The following is a 19113-nucleotide window of genomic DNA, read 5'->3' on the forward strand; positions in this document are numbered from 1 at the left end:
CCATCTTCTTGGTACTGAAAACCAGTCTTTTTGAACATACACTTTATGTTGAAAGGAGTTCTCTCATCATGCAAAAAAAGAAATGGTTCAAAATCATCATCTATCTCATGCTGATCGCCATGATCGGGTCCACCCTTTTCATCGCTCTCGAACCGTTGCTGTTCGGATAGCAACATAAAGCCTTTCGACGAACTGTTTACAGACGTTGAAGGGCTTCTTTTTCCGTGACCCAATTAATCTCATATGGAAAAATACGATTAAAGTACGGAACAATCTCCTGCGCTACCTGCTCCACCGCATAGGACTTGCCTGTTATATCCTCCAGTGAGGTAACGCCATACTGCTCAATCCCACAAGGAACAATCCCCTGAAAACCTGCATGTTGAATGCCTGAGCTGATGTTAAAAGCAAAGCCGTGACTGGTCACAAAACCGCGGCGGTGTTTGCAGCGATTAAACTTGATGCCAATTGCAGCAATCTTCATATCGCCAATCCACACACCCGTGTAACCCTCTTTGCGTCCGGCTTCGATGCCCTGGTCTGCGAGATAATCCATAAGTACCTGCTCAAGTTTCCGTAAATAGCCGTGCAGATCCAGGTCTTCATCCCGACCAAGAATCAATAACGGGTAACCTACCAACTGGCCCGGGCCATGATAAGTAATATCACCGCCGCGGTCAATTTGAAACAAAGAAATCCCTTGCTCACGCAACTCTTCCGGACTGAGAAGCAGATGCTCCGGATGATTTTGTGAGCCGATCGTATACGTAGGCGGGTGTTGTAAAAGCAGCATCTGCTCCGCTCCCTCGCCCTCGTCCAATCGCTGCACAATCGCTTTCTGGCGGTTCCAAGCCTCTTCATAATCAAGCATTGGTATGTATGCAACATCCAGCGGCTTGCTCATGATTCCCCACACCCTTCTGCTTCAGGTTCAGTGTACAATTGAGCACCTGTCCGTAGACAGCAGGAAAAGTGCACGGCCTGCGGCACATACACTTCCCCGACAACTATTTACTTAATACACCTTGCTCTCCATGGTATATCCTTCAAGGTTTTCTTTGACACGTTGCAAGAAACGTCCGCTGATTACGCCATCCAGTATTCGGTGATCCAGCGACAGACACAGGTTAGCCATCGAACGAACAGCGATCATATCATTAATAACCACTGGTTTCTTGACAATCGACTCAAATGTAAGAATTGCTGCCTGCGGGTAGTTAATGATTGGCTGGGACAGGATCGAACCAAATGAACCCGTATTGTTCACCGTGAACGTACCACCTTGCATATGGTCAAGCTTCAACGTACCTTCACGTGTTTTGCGAGCCAGTTCATCCACTTCACGGGCCAGACCTGCAATATTTCGCTGATCGGCATGTTTGATTACGGGTGTAAGTACGGAATCTTCGGTTCCTACCGCCATGGACAGGTTAATGTCCCGTTTGACGATAATTTTGTCCACTGCCCATACCGAGTTCATGATTGGGTAGTCTTTAATCGCGTTAACGACTCCCTTCATCATGAAGGACAGATATGTCAGATTGATGCCTTCCTTACGCTTGAACTCATCCTTGAGTTTATTACGCAGCATCACAAGATTTGTTACGTCCACTTCGATCATCGTCCATGCATGCGGGATTTCCGATACGCTTTGACGCATGTTCCGGGCAATGGCATTACGCACAGGGGTAACATCGATGAAATACTCCGATCTTCCCTGACCGCCACCTTCCACTTCGATCTGTGGAATTTTCGGACTTTCGGTTAGATGAATGCCTGAATGTCTCACAGGAACACCTGCATCAGACGCTGAGATCGCTTCTCCAGCGGTTAAACCCATTTCTCCATTTCCACGATTCACTCCGCTGAATGGAGAAGCAGACGGCACACCAGAAGGTGTATGCTGCGCTGCAGGAGATAATGCTTGTGCAGACGATCCAGCCGCGTTACCTCCCTGTGCAACAAATGCCAGCACATCTTTGCGGGTAATACGACCACCGGCTCCAGTGCCTTGGATGCTTTGCAAGTTCAAGCCATGCTCTGCTGCCAAGGATTGCACTGCCGGGGAATACCGATTGCGCATCGGCTGGTTGGGATCATGTGCTGCTGTATTTGACGCGGCAACAGGAGTAGGGTTCGCATGTTGCTGCACTTGCTCCTGTTGCTGCGATACTTGTGTTACTTGCTCGGCCGCTTCTTCGTCAGAAGCTGCGACCTGCATGCGGCAGATTGCTTCACCAACAGCAATCGTTGTGCCCTCTTCCACCAAAAGGTCACCCATAATTCCATCCACAGTGGATGGAATCTCGGCATTAACTTTATCAGTGATTACTTCACAGATCGGCTCGTACTGTTCCACACGGTCGCCCGGTTTTTTCAACCATTTGCCTATGGTAGCCGAGACCAGCGATTCCGCCAATTGCGGCATAATGACCTCGATCCATTTCATACGTTCAGCCATTTGATTATCACTCCAAACTTTACTTTTAAACGATCCAAATAACGAAATTAAAACTCGGCAAGTGTACGCATTGCTGCTTTGGCTTTGTCCTTGCTCAGCATGTAGAATTTCTCCAATGTTGGGCTAATTGGCATGGCCGGCACATCAGGTCCGCAGAGACGCTGAATCGGTGCATCCAGTTCAAATAGACATTCCTCACTAATAATTGCAGCAACTTCGGCACCTACACCACCCGTTTTGTTATCTTCGTGTACAATCAGCACTTTGCCTGTCAGACGAGCGGAAGCAATAATCGCTTCACGATCCAACGGTTGCAATGTGCGCAGATCCAGGACGTGTGCTGTAATGCCTTCTTCACGCTCCAGCTCCTCAGCCGCCTGCATTACAAAATGTAGCGGCTGACTGTAACCGATCACCGTAATATCCGCACCCTCACGAAGTACGTTGGCTTTACCAATCGGAACGATGTAATCATCTTCAGGCACATCTTCCTTGATAAGCTTGTAGCATTTTTTATTTTCAAAAAAGAGTACCGGGTCCGGGTCGCGAATAGCGGCCTTGAGCAGTCCCTTGGCATCGTATGCCGAGTAGGGAGCTATAATTTTCAGACCAGGTGTACCAAAGAAAATCGATTCCGGACATTGGGAGTGATACAACCCACCGAAGATCCCGCCACCAATCGGCGCACGGATAACAATCGGACAACTCCAGTCATTGTTGGAACGATAGCGGATCTTCGCCGCTTCACTAATGATCTGGTTGGTTGCCGGCAACATGAAGTCCGAATATTGCATTTCGGCAATCGGCTTCATGCCATACATCGCTGCACCAATGGCAACACCTGCAATAGCGGATTCAGATAAAGGTGTGTCCATCACTCGCATTTCGCCAAACTGATCTTGCAGTCCTTTAGTTGTGGTAAACACACCACCTTTAAGACCTACGTCTTCACCAAGGATAAAAACATTCTCATCCCGTTCCATCTCTTCTTTCATCGCGAGACGGATTGCATCAATATATTCCATCACTGCCATACTTACCGTCCCCCTTCTTCGCTGTCCGCATAAACGTGCGTCAGAGTGTCCTCAGGTTTAGGATATGGCGCGTTGTCTGCATATTCAGTTGCTTCTTTCATTTCCATCGCAAGCTGCGAAGCCAGATCCGCATCCCGGGCTTCGTCCCAGATGCCGCAATCGATCAAGTAGTTCTTCATGCGAGGAACGCCATCTTTCTTCCAGTTCTCCTCAACTTCCTCTTTGGTCCGATAAGCCAGATCATTATCGGAGGTGGAATGAGGTGACAACCGATACATCATCGCTTCAATCAGTGTTGGGCCTTCTCCGGCTATGGCACGGCGACGCGCTTCCTTCACTGCAGCGTATACTTCTAATGCATCGTTTCCATCTACACGCAGTCCAGGGAACCCGTATCCTTGTGCTCGATCGGATATTTTGCCGCTCAACTGTTTGTGAATCGGTACCGAAATTGCATATTGATTGTTCTCACACATAATAATGACAGGCAATTTATGCACACCCGCAAAGTTGGCTCCCTCGTGGAAGTCACCCTGATTACTTGATCCTTCGCCAAACGTAACAAAAGAAACAAATTCTTGCTTCTTCATCTTGGCAGCCAGCGCAAATCCAACAGCGTGCGGAACCTGTGTTGTAACCGGGCTGGAACCCGTCACAATCCGCAGCTTTTTGTGACCGAAGTGACCCGGCATTTGCCGACCGCCACTATTCGGATCTTCTGCCTTCGCAAAAGCAGACAACATCAACTCACGCGGAGTCATGCCTACCGCCAGTACAAAGCCGTAATCGCGGTAATAAGGTAAATAATAATCGTGATCCCGATCCAGACCAAAAGCAGCGCCTACTTGCGCAGCTTCCTGTCCTACACCGGATACGTGAAAGTTAATTTTGCCAGCCCGTTGCAAGAGCAAGCAACGCTCGTCAAACTTGCGTGCGAGCAGCATGTATTTGTACATATCCAATACTTCACCATCGCTAAGTCCCAGCTGTTGATGCCGATGGACCGCGTCTGCAGTACCTTGTGAACTCATATGAGGTACCTCCTTTTAATCAGAGCCTGTGCCACTCTTACTACCCGATCTTATAACCTGGTACTAAGACTTGGCTTAACCTTATTATAATCCCTTTTACCCAAAAAAGGAAAGGACCTTTCTCATAAGCTTGTTTGGCTTACATTCCAATGGCCTTTCCATCGACCGCCAGCATGGCTTCACCCATTATTTCCGACAGAGAAGGGTGCGGATGAATGGTTTGTCCGACTTCCCAAGGTGTGGCATCCAGCATCTGAGCCAGAGAAGCCTCAGCGATTAATTCCGTCACATGGGTGCCAATCATATGTACCCCCAATATATCATTCGTCTTGGCATCTGCGATCACCTTCACGAATCCATCCCGACTTCCGTGAATAAGCGATTTGCCAATGGCCGAAAATGGGAACTTGCCTGTTTTAATATCATAGCCACGTTCTTTGGCTTCTCGCTCGGTAAATCCGATGCTTGCTGCTTCCGGACGTGTATACACACAGCGCGGGATGCGATGGGATTCTACGGCATGTACCGTTTCGCCCGCCAGATGATCCACAGCGAGAATGCCTTCATGACTTGCAGCATGTGCAAGCTGTAGACCGCCGATGCAGTCACCAATGGCATAGATGTGACCTTCGCCGGTCTGTAACTGTTTGTTCACAGCGATGAACCCACGCTCCAGTTTGATATCTGTATTTTCGAGTCCGATATTTTCGACATTAGCCTGACGTCCAACCGACACGAGCATTTTCTCCGCTCTCAGTGTCTCCTGCTTATCGTCACCAAGCTGCACATCAATCTGGATGCCCTCTTGATCCGTGTTATATGTTTCCGTTAGAACAGTGGCACCTGTCAGGAAACGAACACCTCGTTTGCCGAGCAATCGCTGCATTTCTCTGGCAACATCCTCATCCTCGGCAGGCAACACATGAGCAGCTGCTTCAACCACTGTGATGTCTACGCCAAAATCATTCAGCATGGATGCCCACTCCAGTCCAATCACACCCCCACCGACAATGATGAGTGATGCAGGAAGTTCATCCATACGCAGGGCTTCGTCACTGCTCATTATGAACTTGCCGTCCGGTTCCAGGCCCGGCAGCACACGTGGACGCGAACCAGTCGCAATGATGAGATTGGTTGGAACTACCGTATCCATCTCGCCATCTTCAAACTCCACAGCGACTGCTCCGCTCTGCGGTGAAAAGATGGATGGTCCGATGACGCGACCTTTCGCGTGTACAACCTGAATTTTATTTTTTTTCATCAAATATTGAACGCCCTGATGGAGCTGTTCCACAATTGCATCCTTGCGTGCCTGTACTTTGGGAAATACAAGTGTGGCTCCAGCTGTCTCGATACCATACGTCTCGCTCTCCTGGATCTCAGCGTATACTTCCGCACTTTTCAGCAAAGCTTTACTCGGAATACAGCCACGATGCAGACAGGTACCGCCAAGCTTGTCCTTCTCAATGATAACGACCTGTTTCCCCAGCTGTGCAGCCCGGATTGCGGCTACATATCCACCGGTTCCTCCTCCAAGAATTGCAACATCACATGTAATTGGCATCTCTCATGCTCTCCTCTATGAATCAAATTTCAATATAATTTATGATGGCTTAAATCATGGTTTAGCTTATACCCTCTATATGCCATTGTACTCTCCTTAAGCGGTCAACTCAAAGTTTGAAGCAATCACACATGGACAGCCTATGCATTCCAAGCTATGATGGAATCAGGTATGATCTGTAAGCGTAACCTTTATTTAATGTCGACTTTGGCAGAAAGGGTATAATGCTCATGAATACAAGATTGGTCTTTGCGCGATTTTTGGCAATTGTTGTTCTGGTCATCCCCGGTTTAATGGCAATGAAGGGTTTTCTGATGATGAAAGATGCCCTGTTCCTATATTATGCTGAGCACGGGAACGAACTGATTTCACCAGGGTTCCAGTGGCTTTCCTTTGGCGGTGGACTTGTCCTTTTTGCCGCAGGTATGAGTTTTCTGGGAGGCTGGATCTTGTTCCGTGACCGCAAGCGTAATTATGTAGGTCCCCGTTTCCGGTCCAAAAGTGTACCCGAAAAAGCAGAGACGCCCGGAAGGACTCCATGAGTCCGGGCTTTTTGTGTGTTTATACAACACATACCGACAACTTTACATAGACAGGATGGATCATCATGGTATCATTTCTAATCACGTTACAACGATTGCTCAAAGGCATTTTCCATGCGTTCAAAGACCCCAAGTTTCTGGCTTTGTTTGCATTAACGACAGCAACGTTGCTGTCAGGCACTTTGTTTTACACTCGTGTTGAAGGTCTGCACTGGATCGATGCGTTATACTTCTGTGCGGTTACTCTGACTACGGTGGGACATCCTGAATTTGTGCCAACCACCGGATTCAGCAAAGCCTTTACCGTGATCTACATGTTTGCAGGCATTGGTCTCACCTTTGCCATGATTGCCAGAATTACAGCAGGTATTCTATTCCCTCGCAAATTAAAGACAGAAGAGGACCCTGAGTAATCTCCGGGTCATTCGTATAAGGCATCCCGCAGTTTGGTAGACATACGTGATTCTTTGGAAGAAGACTTCAAGATCGTTCTACGCAACGTCAGGTTACTTGCCTGCAGTCGCTCCGCTTCTGCGAACAGTTCTGCAAATAATACCTGCGACGCTTCATCTAGAGACCCCTGCTCTTTCAAGCTTTCATATCGATTTTGAAGTGATGTTAATGCTTCACTCATACTAAACACCTCTTTTCACAACTCCTGTTAATTAGCTACCGTAACCAATACCTTAACAATCCATATAGTAACACAAAGCTGCGCAGATTAGTTCTGGCTCTTTCCAAAGATTTTGTGGTACTCTGTAATGGTCGCTTTTTTTGTTGAATCCCGTATGTGAGAGGAGTAGCAGCACCGTGCAAACAGGACGTATTACCGTAATTACTGGACCCATGTTCAGTGAAAAATCCGGTGAACTCATTCGCCGTTGTCAGAAATTAATACAATTTGGCCGTAAAAAGGTTGTGGCCTACAAACCAGCCGAGGATGATCGGTTTGCCCAGGACGAGATCGTAAGCCGAATTGGTTATCGACTCCCTGCCCATTCCATTCCCCGGCAATTAACCCCGGAATCCGTAGAAATGATCTTGAACCAAACCATAGATGCTGATGTTGTTGCATTTGATGAAGTACAATTTTTCAGCAGTGCCATTATGGAACTTGTCTCGGAGTTAGCGTATTGTGGCAAACATGTCATTGTGGACGGACTTAATATGGATTACCGTGGTAAGGAATTCGGATATGTCGGCGGTTTGCTTGCCATGGCAGACGACATTGAGAAACTCTCGGCTTTCTGTGCGGTATGTGGCAGCCCGGATGCAGCCTTTACGCAACGTATCGTCAATGGGGAGCCTGTTACCTTGGGTCCGGTTGTCATGATTGGCGATTCAGAAGCTTACGAGCCACGCTGTCGTTGCTGCTTCATTCCTCCTCACAAAGTTGAATGCTCATCATAATTGCTAAAAGATTTTTGATATCTTCCAAAAAGGCCCCTTGGGGCTTTTTTTGTTATAGAGCAAACATTCGCACAAAAAAGCACCGCTTCGCAGCGATGCTTCCAGAGTCACTTCCCGCTAGTCACGGGAAACAAAATATTTGTTGGTCATGTAGTAAGCGTCACCACGCGACGTTTCCACCATTCCTTTTTTGGCATCCAAAAATACAATCTCTTTACACTTTGTACAGTACCATTTTGTGCGCTTGTATGGGGATTCCGTCACATAAGCCGTGCCACATTTACAATCAATCTTCATTAATAACTCGGTTGATTTATAAGCACTGGACAAGCGTTCCAGGTTATCCTGCTGCTGTGTAGGCATAATGGTCTGCTGATAATCCGATAAATGATTTTGAACCTTGAAGTCTGCTACCAATCCTGCATTCAATCCAAAAAACTCCTTGCCGATTTCGGTCACGAAGCGCTTCTCATTTCTGTAGCAATCCAGCCACTCAATAATCTGCTTATTAGACAGTGGAACCGTACCCTTGATACCGCTGTTTAAGGTGTAGGTCATGATGTATAAAGTATCGTCTTGTCTACCTGAGTACATTAGAATCCTCCTTCGAATACATTTGCTAATGTACTACAAAAACGCGCATAAATCAAAAAATTCTTATTTCCTGAGCGCATCTCTTCTTATTAAATGGGAAACATTCCACGTTCATCCGCCAAAGACTTACAAGAACTGCATACACCTGAAACATTTCCCTGTGGCGCCGCATAATGCACGACCGATTTAACGTTTTTCTTGCATATGGAACAGTAGTGCCTCCTTTCCTTTTTTGGGATATAGTCCGATAGCTTAACCACGTTTTTGTTCGGTCGGAATCGTTGTAAGAAACCCGGCCATTTCATCTCGCTTCACTCTTTCTTGTTCGTCTACTTCGTAGTCATTTTTTTACTCTGGGCTAAAAATTATCTCGCCTTTTTTTATGTATACGATTCCAAGTTGTGCGTGCCTATCTCATAATCTATTCGACGTTTTGAGCGTTTTTCCTGTTTTTAATCTCTACACATATAAAAAAAACCGACAGAACCTGCTCTCCTTTTTTTCGGAAGAACAGTATTTTAGTCGGTTCCAGCCTTATTTATAAAAAGTTCCCAGAACGTCCAGCTCTGATGAGCGCTCAATTCGAAATGGATAGATATACCCCTGATTCATTCGGGTAAATTTGCGGCTCCACAGATCCAGTCCCGATGTGAACTGATAAGCCTGATATATAAACTTGGAGCAATAATTGCGCTCAATACTGCGCAAATTGGTCTGCAAACGGTAGAATTTCACCTGCTTGTAATGGTCATGTACCCACCCGGCTGCTTTCATGCCTGCCTCATTCAGTCTGGAACGGAATACAATAAAGCGATCTCCTTCATAAAAACGCGTGAGATACCACTCTAATGAATCAGCAAATACAGGCCCATAAGGATGCACATGATACACTTTTCCGTCGAGACCGATAATGCCCATATGCCCGGCGTAATACGTTGATTCTGAGCTTGGCGTGTACACAATATCCCCTGGCTCTAGCTTCATCTCGCCCAACACGTTAATAGGCAAGTCCTGATGCAGCCGTTTGGCTGCTGAGCGTTCACGCCGACCTTCAACCAACAAGCGATGAAGCGCGCCAGCCAGTGCGAGATACATTTCAGACCATTTGATCTTTTTTTTATCAGATCGTTTGAACCACCGCTGGATGAAGGTGAAACCTCGTTGTGGCTGTGATCCCTTTTTCATACGCTGCACTCCACTCTGATCTAGTTATAGTATCTATATAAGTTGAATTAAAGTTTATTTACACTGGCACTACGATGACAGAACAATCTTCCAATCGCTGTTATCCCCAGATTTTTTCGATTCCCTTTTTCTCAAGGGAAAATCCGGTGATAAAGGCGCCCGCTTCGCTTTTTCAGATTTTTTCTGTCCTCTCCGTTATCGTGTAAATGATTATTTCAATTTATATAGTTGTTATTCCACAGTTTCTCAGGCTTATTATAGACATTTGGCGGTTCATGTTCAATTCTAAGCCTGTTCTATCTTGTGCAATTATGCCTTCTTATTACCCATTTTATGCAAAAAAGATGACTTCGGAATGAACCCGAAGTCATCTTAATATAACCGATCGCAGACCTTTATTCTTCTACAACGCCAAGAGCTTTATTTTTCTCCTTAAAGCGACTGTTATGGGAAGAAACATAAGCCACTTTTTCCGCTTCAGGGTCCATGTAAAGCTTTGCACTGTTTACCGCTAGGGCTGCATCAGTGAAAGTACCAGCAATCAAATACAGTTTGCTACCATAATCTACAAAATCACCTGCGGCAAAAACACCGGGAATATTGGTTTGCAATCTCTCCGTTGTAGTGACATGCCATTCGCCAAGATCAAGTCCCCAATCCCGGATTGGACCAAAGTCACTCTTCATGCCGTGATTTACAATGACAGCATCGACTTCAAGCAGTTCAGTTTCACCTGTGTCCACGTGTGAGATGGTCACCTGTTCAATCACATCACCACTCATACTATGCAAGGTCTCTACCGCATATGGTGTACGGACATCTACAGAGGATTCTCTCATACGCAGTACATTACGCTCCAACCCGCCAAAGCGGTCACGACGATGCACAACCGTTACTTGCTCTGCCAGGGCTTCCAGTTCATTCGCCCAGTCCACAGCAGAGTCGCCTCCACCCGAGATCAACACGCGTTTACCACGGAATGGCTCCAGTTCTTGCACGGTATAGTGCAGATTGCTGACCTCGTAACGGTCTGCACCTTCAAGCTCCAGCTTGGCCATTTTATATATACCATATCCGATTGCCATAATGACGGTACGTGTCCAGTGTTGCTCACCTGTTGCAGAAGTTAGCAGAATTGTGCCATCAGGTTGACGCTCGAATCCTTCGATCTGTTGTTCAAATACGAGGGTTGGCTCAAAAGTTTTTGCCTGTTCTTCCAATTGTTTGATCAGATCTTCACACAGAATTGGCGTCACACCCCCGACATCCCAGATCATTTTCTCCGGATAAAAGAGCATGCGACCTCCCAATCTGTCACGTGCCTCAATCAACTTGGTCTTCATATCTCGCATGCCGCTATAAAAGGCAGAGTACATGCCCGCAGGGCCACCGCCGATAATGGTTACATCATAAAGTTCCAACTGCTGATTCATATTAAAAATACCTCCGTTAATTCGATCCAGAACATCGAGTATTTGATATCGATTCTCATTATCACTTAAATCCTAGTGTAATGGTAATCTTATCAAATTACAATGGCTAAAAAACAAACATTTCTTGTACAAAAATTCTACGAACACATCTGCTCTTTACTATTGGGCTCTTGGAGCCGCCAACAGCTTTTCAACGACAAAATCAATTTGTTTATTGATTGAATAGATATCCGAATAGTAGAAGAAATCAAAATCAATTTCAATTAGGCGACCTTCTTTAACAGCCGGGATGCTACTCCATATTGGATCATCCGTAAGGTTATCTGCCCCTTCATACACCGAACGAAACACGTAGTCCCCGATATATTCAGGCAGTACTTCCATGGATAGATTAGAGCCTCCCGCTTCCGAAACTACATCAATTTTCTTTTGTACCACTTCAGGTGCTTTCATCCCCAAGTATTCATATAGTGCCTGAGATCCTCGGCCATATTGCTTGCTCTCTACAACAACCATACCTTTCAAACCGCCCTCCACAATGGAAACCGTTTTGTCCAATATGCCTGCATCTGCTAGTGTTTGCTTACTCTCTTCGACTTTGCTATTGAGATTATTGATTAATGTCTCAGCTTCCTGTTCTTTGCCAAAAATACTCGCTATACTCTGGAGTCTTTCTTCTGTTGTCATTTTCTCGTATGGAATATATACCGTAGGTGCGATATCCTTTAACAACGTATACGTCTCTTCTGAAGGAACAATGATCAGATCCGGATCAAGGTCAATGACAGCTTCAGGATTCGGTTCGAACCAGGTGCCTAGTGAATTTACACCTTCAAGCTCACTCTTGTAGGCAGCTCCGTTGAATACTTCAGATGTAGCAATTGGCTTAATCCCAAGCGCAACAACGTCTCCCTGGAGATACAGCACAACAACCCGTTTTGGATTCGCTGGAACAACTACATCGCCCTTAACCGTTGAGACCGTGCGTGTTTCATTGTCTTTGTTCGTCTGGCTTCCTGTATCTGATGATACTGCCGTACTGCTGTTATTGGAACTGGCACCCGTTCCTTCGCCAGCTGCTGGTGTTGTTGCTGTACCCGAAGAGCAGGCTGCGAGGAGCATCGTTATGCTCAATAAGGCAACCATAATCATACTGGAACTTGTTTTTCTTCTTTTCATTGGTGTAGACCCTCCGTCTATATATTGATAATGATTCTCATAATCAATATATCCCGACTTCCATCTTCGGCCAATGGACGATTCAGAGATTACCAATGGACGATCCTCTGTTCTCGCTTCTTCTCTCATCTTTCGTTGATACTGTATCGGAGAGATCCCCACATGTTTTTTGAAGATACGACTAAAATAATACACATCCGAATAACCTACTTCTGCTGCAATTTCACTCAGCGTTGCATCAGATCGCAAAAGCAGATTGCGAGCCTTAGCGATTCGGGTCTGAATTAAATAATCAATGGGACTGTGACCCGTCTGTCGTTTGAATTGCATGGATAAATGACGGGAGCTGTAGTTGAATTGTTCAGCCAGGAAATCAAGCGTGACCTGTTCCCTATAATGGTTCTGTATATAACGAAGTGTTTGTTTCACCGGGTCAGCAAGCTCTGTTTTGATCTCCTGCTCTGCCAACTGAACCATCATTTCATGAATGAACTGGTAAAATAAACTTTTTGTATGAAGCAGATCCAAACTCCCAGATTGAATCCATGCATCCTCAAGCTCATCAAGGTAACGTAACAACCCCAGCGGACTGCTCGGTGCAAATCCATATTGCAAAGAGAACGGCGCAACTTCCGGCTGTGCCAATAACCACTTTTTACGATAACTAGGAAAGGCAAGGAATGCTCTGTAATAGAGCAGAATATATTCAAAATCTTCGTTGGTTTGGATATCCAGTGAAGATCCTTTCGCCCCATGAAGCATGTAGAACCGCTCAGCCTTGTATGTTTGTCCATCCAACTGAAGCACAGCCGCTCCTCGAATCGTATATATAAAACCATTTGCCGGAAGTGTGTAAGAACTCAGTTGTGCCCCTGCCTCCATAACGATTCGGCGTATATCCAGAACCTTAACAGCGGCATGATTCCAGCATTTCATCTGTTCGTCTAATTGCATCGAATACTCTCCAATCCCAACCTCACCCGGAATAAAGGCCTTACAAGGTCATCATTCTGCCACACATACGATAACATATGTGTAGCAGAGGTTCACTAATATACCTTTATTATAAATGATAATAATTTTCATTATCAACTGTAATTTAGAGTGGAATTGGATTTCATCTCATCCATCACTTGTTATGCTTATTTTGGTTCAGAGATCTTCGTAAACCAGGCGGCCAATTCCTCTGTTTGGTCCAATGTTGCAATCGGGTCAAAGTACCATGAACGATCCGGGCTCCAGATAAACACACGATCATTTTTAACAGCATCCAGTGAACTCCAGACCGGTTTCGATTTCAACTCTTCCAGGGTCAGATTATCTGCTGTTAGAATGATGTAGTCTCCGGCGAACTCAGGAATCGCTTCCGATGAAACTTCAACCAGTTGATCCTTCATTAAAATCTCTTTTTTATCTGCAGGAGGATTCAGCCCGAGCGCGCTGTAGACTGCCTGACCTCCCCGACCAAAATTATCACCAAAGGCCAACGGTGCTTTATCATAGAACTGCATGACCGACACCTCGGCCTGCGGATCAATCGCCTCATGAACGCGCTTCTTGGCATCTGCAATTCTTGCGTCATAATCGGTTAACCATGCCTCAGATTCTTTTTCTTTATTCAGGACTTCACCGAAATAGGCAATTTCTTCGTGGGTGTTTTTCAATTCGCCATAAGGTACAACCAAGGTAGGTGCAATTTTGCTAAAGGAATCAAATAAATCAGGATTACCTGTCACAATGAGATCCGGTTCAAGTTCCAACACCTTTTCGAGCGAAATGGTTTCATATTCACCAATATTCTGCACACCCTCAAGTGATTTGATAAAATACGGATTTTTGAGGTTCATCTCGGGTGTACCCACAGGTTTGATCCCTAGGGCGATCAGACTTCCCAAATACAAGTCAACCACAATCCGTTTAGGTTCAGCCGGGATTGTAATATCTCCCTTAACCGTTGAGACTGTGCGGGGTTCCGATGTTTTGCTTTGATTCTCCGCTGTTACTGTCTTAGTAGAACTTGACGTATTATTGCTTCCGGAAGCATCCCCACTCGAATTACTGGCAACACCTGTAGAGCAGGCACTTAACAGTAATGTAAGACTTAATAGAATACTAAGTAGCATTCCCGTTCTTGTCTGTCTGTTCATATTTATTGACCCTCCATGCTTATATTGATAATGATTATCACCATCAGTATAAACATACCTTCCACTTCCACCTCTGAAAATGTCATTTCGCGCCATGCCTAATGTCAGATCAGGCCAATATAAGGGTGCTGAGGTCTTTTCTTTAAATTGCAAAGGAGAAAGACCTGTATGTTTCTTGAACATACGTCCCAAATAATATCCATCCGGATAACCGATGCCGGCTGCAATCTCATCCAACGTGGCGTCTGTTTGCAGCAACATCTCCTTTGCTTTGAACAAACGAAACTGAATCAGATAATCGATGGGACTGGTTCCAGTCGACTGTTTGAACTTGCGTGACAAACTTCTGGGGCTGGTACCAATCATTTCTGCCAAAACATGAAGCGTAAGTGGCTGAGTGTAGGAAGACTCTACAATTTCAATGACTTTGCTGACCTGATCCAACATACTTGGATAGCGATTGGATATACGAGGAATCTGTGATGAGATCTGCTCCACAAATGCATAGAACAAACTCTTGGCCTGAAAGTGATGAATGGGGTTCTTTTGATCCCACAAAACGTGCATCTGTTTCAATTGCTCATATAAAATGGTTGGCGTATTGGGGGTAAAGCCATAGTTCATTTGGAACGGATTGATTCGCTCCATTAACCTTCCCAGATCGTTTCTCCCTCCACTAGGTAGGTTTGCTTTGTACATCAAGTAATATAGGCGCAATCCGGATTCGCCTGCTTGAATCACCAACTTACTCCCTTTTCCCCCATGGAGAACATAAAAGCGACTCACGTCATATGTTTGATTGTCAATCGTCACTCCAGCATCACCTTGAATGGTGAGTACAAAGGTACTTGTCGGAAATTTGTATTTCATCTTTTCATATGCCTCTAATTCCATGTAACGGATATCTGTTATACTCACCGCAGCATAGTTCCAGAGGATATAATAATCATTCCACATTTTGCTAACCCATCTCCGTCTACATAAATTGTGTCTGTCTCTACCCACTTATTGATAACCATTATCAATTATTATGATGAAGTACGCAATACAACCGATGTATATGAATCCATTCAGACGAAAAAGAGCTATTCAAATCCTTCTCTTAAAATCCGATATATGTAAATAGAACCATGATAAAGAGTAGAAGGAGAACAGAGGATATGAATTCAATCTCATCTGCAACCAAAAGCAGTTTCACTCCCGGGAATCAAGTCTCCAGTCGGGATAAAGAAATTCAGGGACTCATGCAGCAGAAGATCCGGCTCAATGAAGAAATGCAAAGTGTAAAAACTAATGACGAGTTGGATACCAAAACCAAAGCTCAACGGATTAAATCCTTAACAAGCTCCATTTCCCAGATCGACAGCCAGATTGCCCAAATTAAAGCAGAGGAATTGCAAGAAAAGAACAAATTAAGACAGCCCGAAAAGACTCAACAGCAACAACCCAAACCAACCGACGAGGCACAAGCCCCTTCACTGGATCACCTAATCAAGCATAGTCAGACTTATGATCAATTGGGTAAGCTGGTCGGTTTGCGCGATCGCATGCAGGGCTCCATTCAGACCACTGAAGGAGAGACCCGATTCGACCGACTTGTTCTAGAGATCAATCCTCCCGCAAATGATCTCGATCTAGGCAAATCAATGATGTTGGAAAATTCAGAACGCACCGTCTTTCAGGCAAAGCGAGAGACCGTCCAGGACATCAACTCCCAGTTAAATAAGGTCAATCAGAAGATTGGGGAACTGGTGGAAGAGATCCATCAGCCCGCACCTAAAAAAGGAATACAACCACCTATCTCTGCAACATCTGGTGAAGAAGATCAGGAAATTAATGACGGAAAGAAAACAGGAAGTAAGGAGCACCCGTCAGATGGCGGAACCACAGATCAGGAATCAGGAAACAGTCCGCAAACTACAGCTTCTACATCTCCTGCTACTTCATATCCATCCGTCGATATTCGAATCTAAGTACACATTGATCAAACATATTAATATGTATACATAATGAGGTTGAAGTGTTTTCGCAACACAGCACTCGACTGGCATCACATAATAGAAAAACCGCTATTACAGGTGACTAACTCCTGATAAGTAGCGGTTTTTCTTGTATCTTTAACTTTAGTAGTTGTAGCTACTATGATTATTTCTTATGTCTAACACGGAGTACTGGCGGTATCATTGGCACAGATGATACTTCCAGCAATCGCTTTACAACCTTTTTTGATGCGTGTGGCCTCATCAATAATCTGATCAATGTTTTCATATTTTTGCTTGCTGTTGGTTACAACGGCGATAGATACCGACACGAGAGGAATGGGCCGATTCAGCCCGGAACGCCCTTCTCCCAGAACATATTGATTATGCCAATCATGTTCGTTGTAAAACGTCTTTTTCATTTCCTCAAAACCTGAGATGACTTCCTCACTAATATGTTTGTAATCATGGTGATTCAGGATTGTAATAAAATCATCACCACCGATATGTCCAAGAAAAGCTTCAGGCGGAACAAATAGCTTACGAAGCAAGTTAGCTGTCGCCTGAATAAGCTGATCCCCCATTTTGAAGCCATAGCTATCATTGTAAGATTTGAACTGATCGAGATCAACGTACAGTACGCTAAAATGGTCCATCTGAAGCGCCTGAGACAGCCTTTCATCTATGATATGATTACCTGGAAGGCCAGTCAGTGGGTTCATAAATATCGCCATTTCAGCCCGTACGTCAGCAACAGCGAGTAGCAAACGTCGAATACTCACAGCTCCATAGAAACTTTCCCCTGACGTGACCAACACAAGATCATATATTTCCCCTTCATCTCGGTCCATGGCTAGAACACTGACATCTGTAATCTGTTCCGTATAATCCACGACCAGCGCCTGCGTGTTCATCACCAGTTCTACAGGACGTCCCATATACAGATTATAGCCATACTGGGTGCCAATCTGCTGAAAGAATCGGGGCCGCATCATTAATGACACACCCTTCTCCCCCATAACAGCTATACCTTCCAGACTAGGGTTAGACTTGAAAAGATGAAAAACGATATCACATTTTGTATCAGATTGTACTACAGGAATCGGTTCAGCAATCTTGCCTATTTGCGTAAACATACTATTCTACTCCTCTGTTCGTAGCATCTAATCCGAACTTTTCAAATATATATGTAGGTCTTTGTCAATGGTCACATCGTACCACTTTCTACTTGAAAAAGCGTTAACTGGAGGTAAAAGTTTATGAAATATTTCCTTTTTCTGAATTTTGCTATAGGGAACTTTCTTTATTGTTTAATCTCAAAATTAAGTAACAATGATGCAAAATTAAATTTCATCATCATGATCTGAGTTATTTCGTTATCCAAAAATACCGTCAATTATTGGATATCTTTAATCCAATAAAATGACGGTATTCGTTGGCATATATTCACAAAAGTTTACAGGCATGAAATGAACGAATTCAGATATAAGCCGCCATAATTCATGTGGCTAGAATCTAATCTGAATCCAAAATTTCTTGCCCAATCACTACTCCTGACCCTTTCAGCTTACCTTATGCTCAATTCTCAGCTTGTCTGCAACCATCGCGATGAACTCGCTATTTGTTGGTTTCGACTTGCTGATGTTGATTGTATAACCAAACAAGTGGCTGATGCTGTCGATGTTACCGCGAGTCCACGCCACTTCAATGGCATGACGGATGGCACGTTCGACGCGGGACGGCGTTGTTTTGAATTTTTCGGCAATCGCCGGATACAGTGTTTTGGTGATGGCTCCCAAAATTTCGATATTGTTATACACCATCGTAATGGCTTCGCGCAAATACTGATATCCTTTAATATGCGCAGGAACGCCGATTTCATGTATGATGGACGTAATGCTTGCATCCAGATTTTTGTGTTTGCCCATTGGCACAACATTGGATTTCATGAACATGGATGATCCGCTGCTCGTGGACATCGCGGTCTGTGTTCCAACCAGTTGACGCACACGATTCGCAAGCACTTCCATGTCAAACGGCTTGAGAATATAATAAGAAGCTCCGAGTTGCACGGCACGCTGTGTGATATTCTCTTGTCCGAATGCCGTAAGCATAATGACTTTTGGCTGTGGAGACAGGTTCAGGTTGCGCAAGCGCTCAAGCACACCCAGACCGTCCAGATGAGGCATGATAATATCCAGAATCAATACATCCGGCACATCCCGAGTTTGCTCCAGCAATTGCAGTACTTCTTCTCCATTGTATGCAATACCGGTTACTTCCATATCTTCCTGCTCAGATATATATTCGGCAAGCAAATTCGTAAATTCACGATTATCATCGGCCAGCAATACCTCAATTTTTTGCAAAACGGTATCCTCCTTTAAATTAAACATCGTTTCGTACATTTCCTTACAGGTTAAATTTTCGACACAGCAAGTTAAATTCCTCCTGTCGAAAATTATTTTTCTTTATTTTTTTTTCTTGATCCTATATAATAAATAATTTATTTCATTATCCGATATATTATGTTTGCTTTCGACAAAAAAGAACC

18 protein-coding genes are annotated in these 19113 nt (G+C 44.7%); 5 read left to right on the forward strand and 13 right to left on the reverse strand.

The features are described from left to right. Positions 1–68: 68 nt before the first annotated feature. Positions 69–170 (forward strand): stressosome-associated protein Prli42, encoded by a 102-nt coding sequence (prli42, locus tag V6669_RS19675; RefSeq protein ID WP_017687624.1) that lies wholly within the window; start codon positions 69–71, stop codon positions 168–170. Positions 171–196: 26 nt separating this feature from the next. Here prli42 and lipB read toward each other — a convergent pair whose 3' ends face one another. The 5 genes from lipB to lpdA all read right to left on the reverse strand — a co-directional run bounded on the left by lipB (position 197) and on the right by lpdA (position 6090). Continuing rightward, positions 197–904 carry a lipoyl(octanoyl) transferase LipB gene (lipB, locus tag V6669_RS19680; RefSeq protein WP_074095681.1) on the reverse strand — a complete coding sequence of 236 codons (708 nt, stop codon included), beginning with the start codon at positions 902–904 and terminating at the stop codon, positions 197–199. A gap of 111 nt (positions 905–1015) precedes the next feature. Next, positions 1016–2461: a dihydrolipoamide acetyltransferase family protein gene (locus tag V6669_RS19685; protein WP_338587715.1), complete on the reverse strand. Its 1446-nt coding sequence runs from the start codon at positions 2459–2461 to the stop codon at positions 1016–1018. Between the two features lie 47 nt (positions 2462–2508). Next, a complete protein-coding gene (locus V6669_RS19690; protein WP_017687621.1) occupies positions 2509–3495 on the reverse strand; it encodes an alpha-ketoacid dehydrogenase subunit beta in 987 nt (328 codons plus the stop codon). 2 nt (positions 3496–3497) lie between these two features. After that, positions 3498–4526, reverse strand: a complete 1029-nt coding sequence (locus V6669_RS19695) for a thiamine pyrophosphate-dependent dehydrogenase E1 component subunit alpha (protein WP_036607878.1) — start codon at positions 4524–4526, stop codon at positions 3498–3500. A gap of 139 nt (positions 4527–4665) precedes the next feature. Further along, entirely contained in the window at positions 4666–6090 is a 1425-nt protein-coding gene (gene lpdA / locus V6669_RS19700; RefSeq protein ID WP_338587718.1) for a dihydrolipoyl dehydrogenase, read from the reverse strand. Positions 6091–6320: 230 nt separating this feature from the next. On the opposite strand from lpdA, the gene V6669_RS19705 reads away from it, so the two are divergent. Beyond that, the gene (locus tag V6669_RS19705) at positions 6321–6632 is read left to right on the forward strand and encodes a DUF2627 domain-containing protein (RefSeq protein WP_036607881.1); all 312 of its coding nucleotides are present in this window, start codon (positions 6321–6323) and stop codon (positions 6630–6632) included. Between the two features lie 65 nt (positions 6633–6697). Then, the gene (locus tag V6669_RS19710; protein WP_091018111.1) at positions 6698–7045 is read left to right on the forward strand and encodes a potassium channel family protein; all 348 of its coding nucleotides are present in this window, start codon (positions 6698–6700) and stop codon (positions 7043–7045) included. A gap of 8 nt (positions 7046–7053) precedes the next feature. Here V6669_RS19710 and V6669_RS19715 read toward each other — a convergent pair whose 3' ends face one another. After that, positions 7054–7266, reverse strand: a complete 213-nt coding sequence (locus V6669_RS19715; protein WP_145148883.1) for a hypothetical protein — start codon at positions 7264–7266, stop codon at positions 7054–7056. Between the two features lie 176 nt (positions 7267–7442). Here V6669_RS19715 and V6669_RS19720 point away from each other — a divergent pair, with 176 nt between their 5' ends. After that, on the forward strand, positions 7443–8042 hold the full coding sequence (locus V6669_RS19720; protein WP_062835251.1) for a thymidine kinase: 600 nt from the start codon (positions 7443–7445) through the stop codon (positions 8040–8042). Positions 8043–8159: 117 nt separating this feature from the next. Here V6669_RS19720 and V6669_RS19725 read toward each other — a convergent pair whose 3' ends face one another. The 5 genes from V6669_RS19725 to V6669_RS19745 form a co-directional block, all read right to left on the reverse strand. Further along, on the reverse strand, positions 8160–8636 hold the full coding sequence (locus V6669_RS19725; RefSeq protein ID WP_017687614.1) for a hypothetical protein: 477 nt from the start codon (positions 8634–8636) through the stop codon (positions 8160–8162). 534 nt (positions 8637–9170) lie between these two features. Further along, positions 9171–9821, reverse strand: coding sequence for a hypothetical protein (locus tag V6669_RS19730; RefSeq protein ID WP_036672336.1), 651 nt, complete (start codon positions 9819–9821; stop codon positions 9171–9173). 395 nt (positions 9822–10216) lie between these two features. Beyond that, complete coding sequence (locus tag V6669_RS19735; RefSeq protein ID WP_338587725.1) at positions 10217–11254, reverse strand: NAD(P)/FAD-dependent oxidoreductase; 1038 nt, start codon at positions 11252–11254, stop codon at positions 10217–10219. Between the two features lie 159 nt (positions 11255–11413). After that, on the reverse strand, positions 11414–13387 hold the full coding sequence (locus V6669_RS19740) for an AraC family transcriptional regulator (protein ID WP_338587727.1): 1974 nt from the start codon (positions 13385–13387) through the stop codon (positions 11414–11416). A gap of 188 nt (positions 13388–13575) precedes the next feature. Next, entirely contained in the window at positions 13576–15450 is a 1875-nt protein-coding gene (locus V6669_RS19745; RefSeq protein WP_338587729.1) for an AraC family transcriptional regulator, read from the reverse strand. Positions 15451–15740: 290 nt separating this feature from the next. On the opposite strand from V6669_RS19745, the gene V6669_RS19750 reads away from it, so the two are divergent. Beyond that, a complete protein-coding gene (locus tag V6669_RS19750) occupies positions 15741–16553 on the forward strand; it encodes a hypothetical protein (RefSeq protein WP_338587731.1) in 813 nt (270 codons plus the stop codon). 185 nt (positions 16554–16738) lie between these two features. Here the strand turns inward: V6669_RS19750 and V6669_RS19755 are convergent, their stop codons facing one another. Together V6669_RS19755 and spo0A are read right to left on the reverse strand one after the other, a co-directional pair. Next, positions 16739–17695, reverse strand: a complete 957-nt coding sequence (locus V6669_RS19755; RefSeq protein ID WP_338587733.1) for a GGDEF domain-containing protein — start codon at positions 17693–17695, stop codon at positions 16739–16741. A 426-nt stretch (positions 17696–18121) separates the two neighbouring features. Next, positions 18122–18928, reverse strand: coding sequence for a sporulation transcription factor Spo0A (gene spo0A / locus V6669_RS19760; RefSeq protein WP_062835258.1), 807 nt, complete (start codon positions 18926–18928; stop codon positions 18122–18124). Positions 18929–19113: the final 185 nt, after the last annotated feature.

The organism is Paenibacillus sp. Y5S-9, assembly GCF_036894235.1.
Classification (GTDB): Bacteria; Bacillota; Bacilli; order Paenibacillales; family Paenibacillaceae; genus Paenibacillus.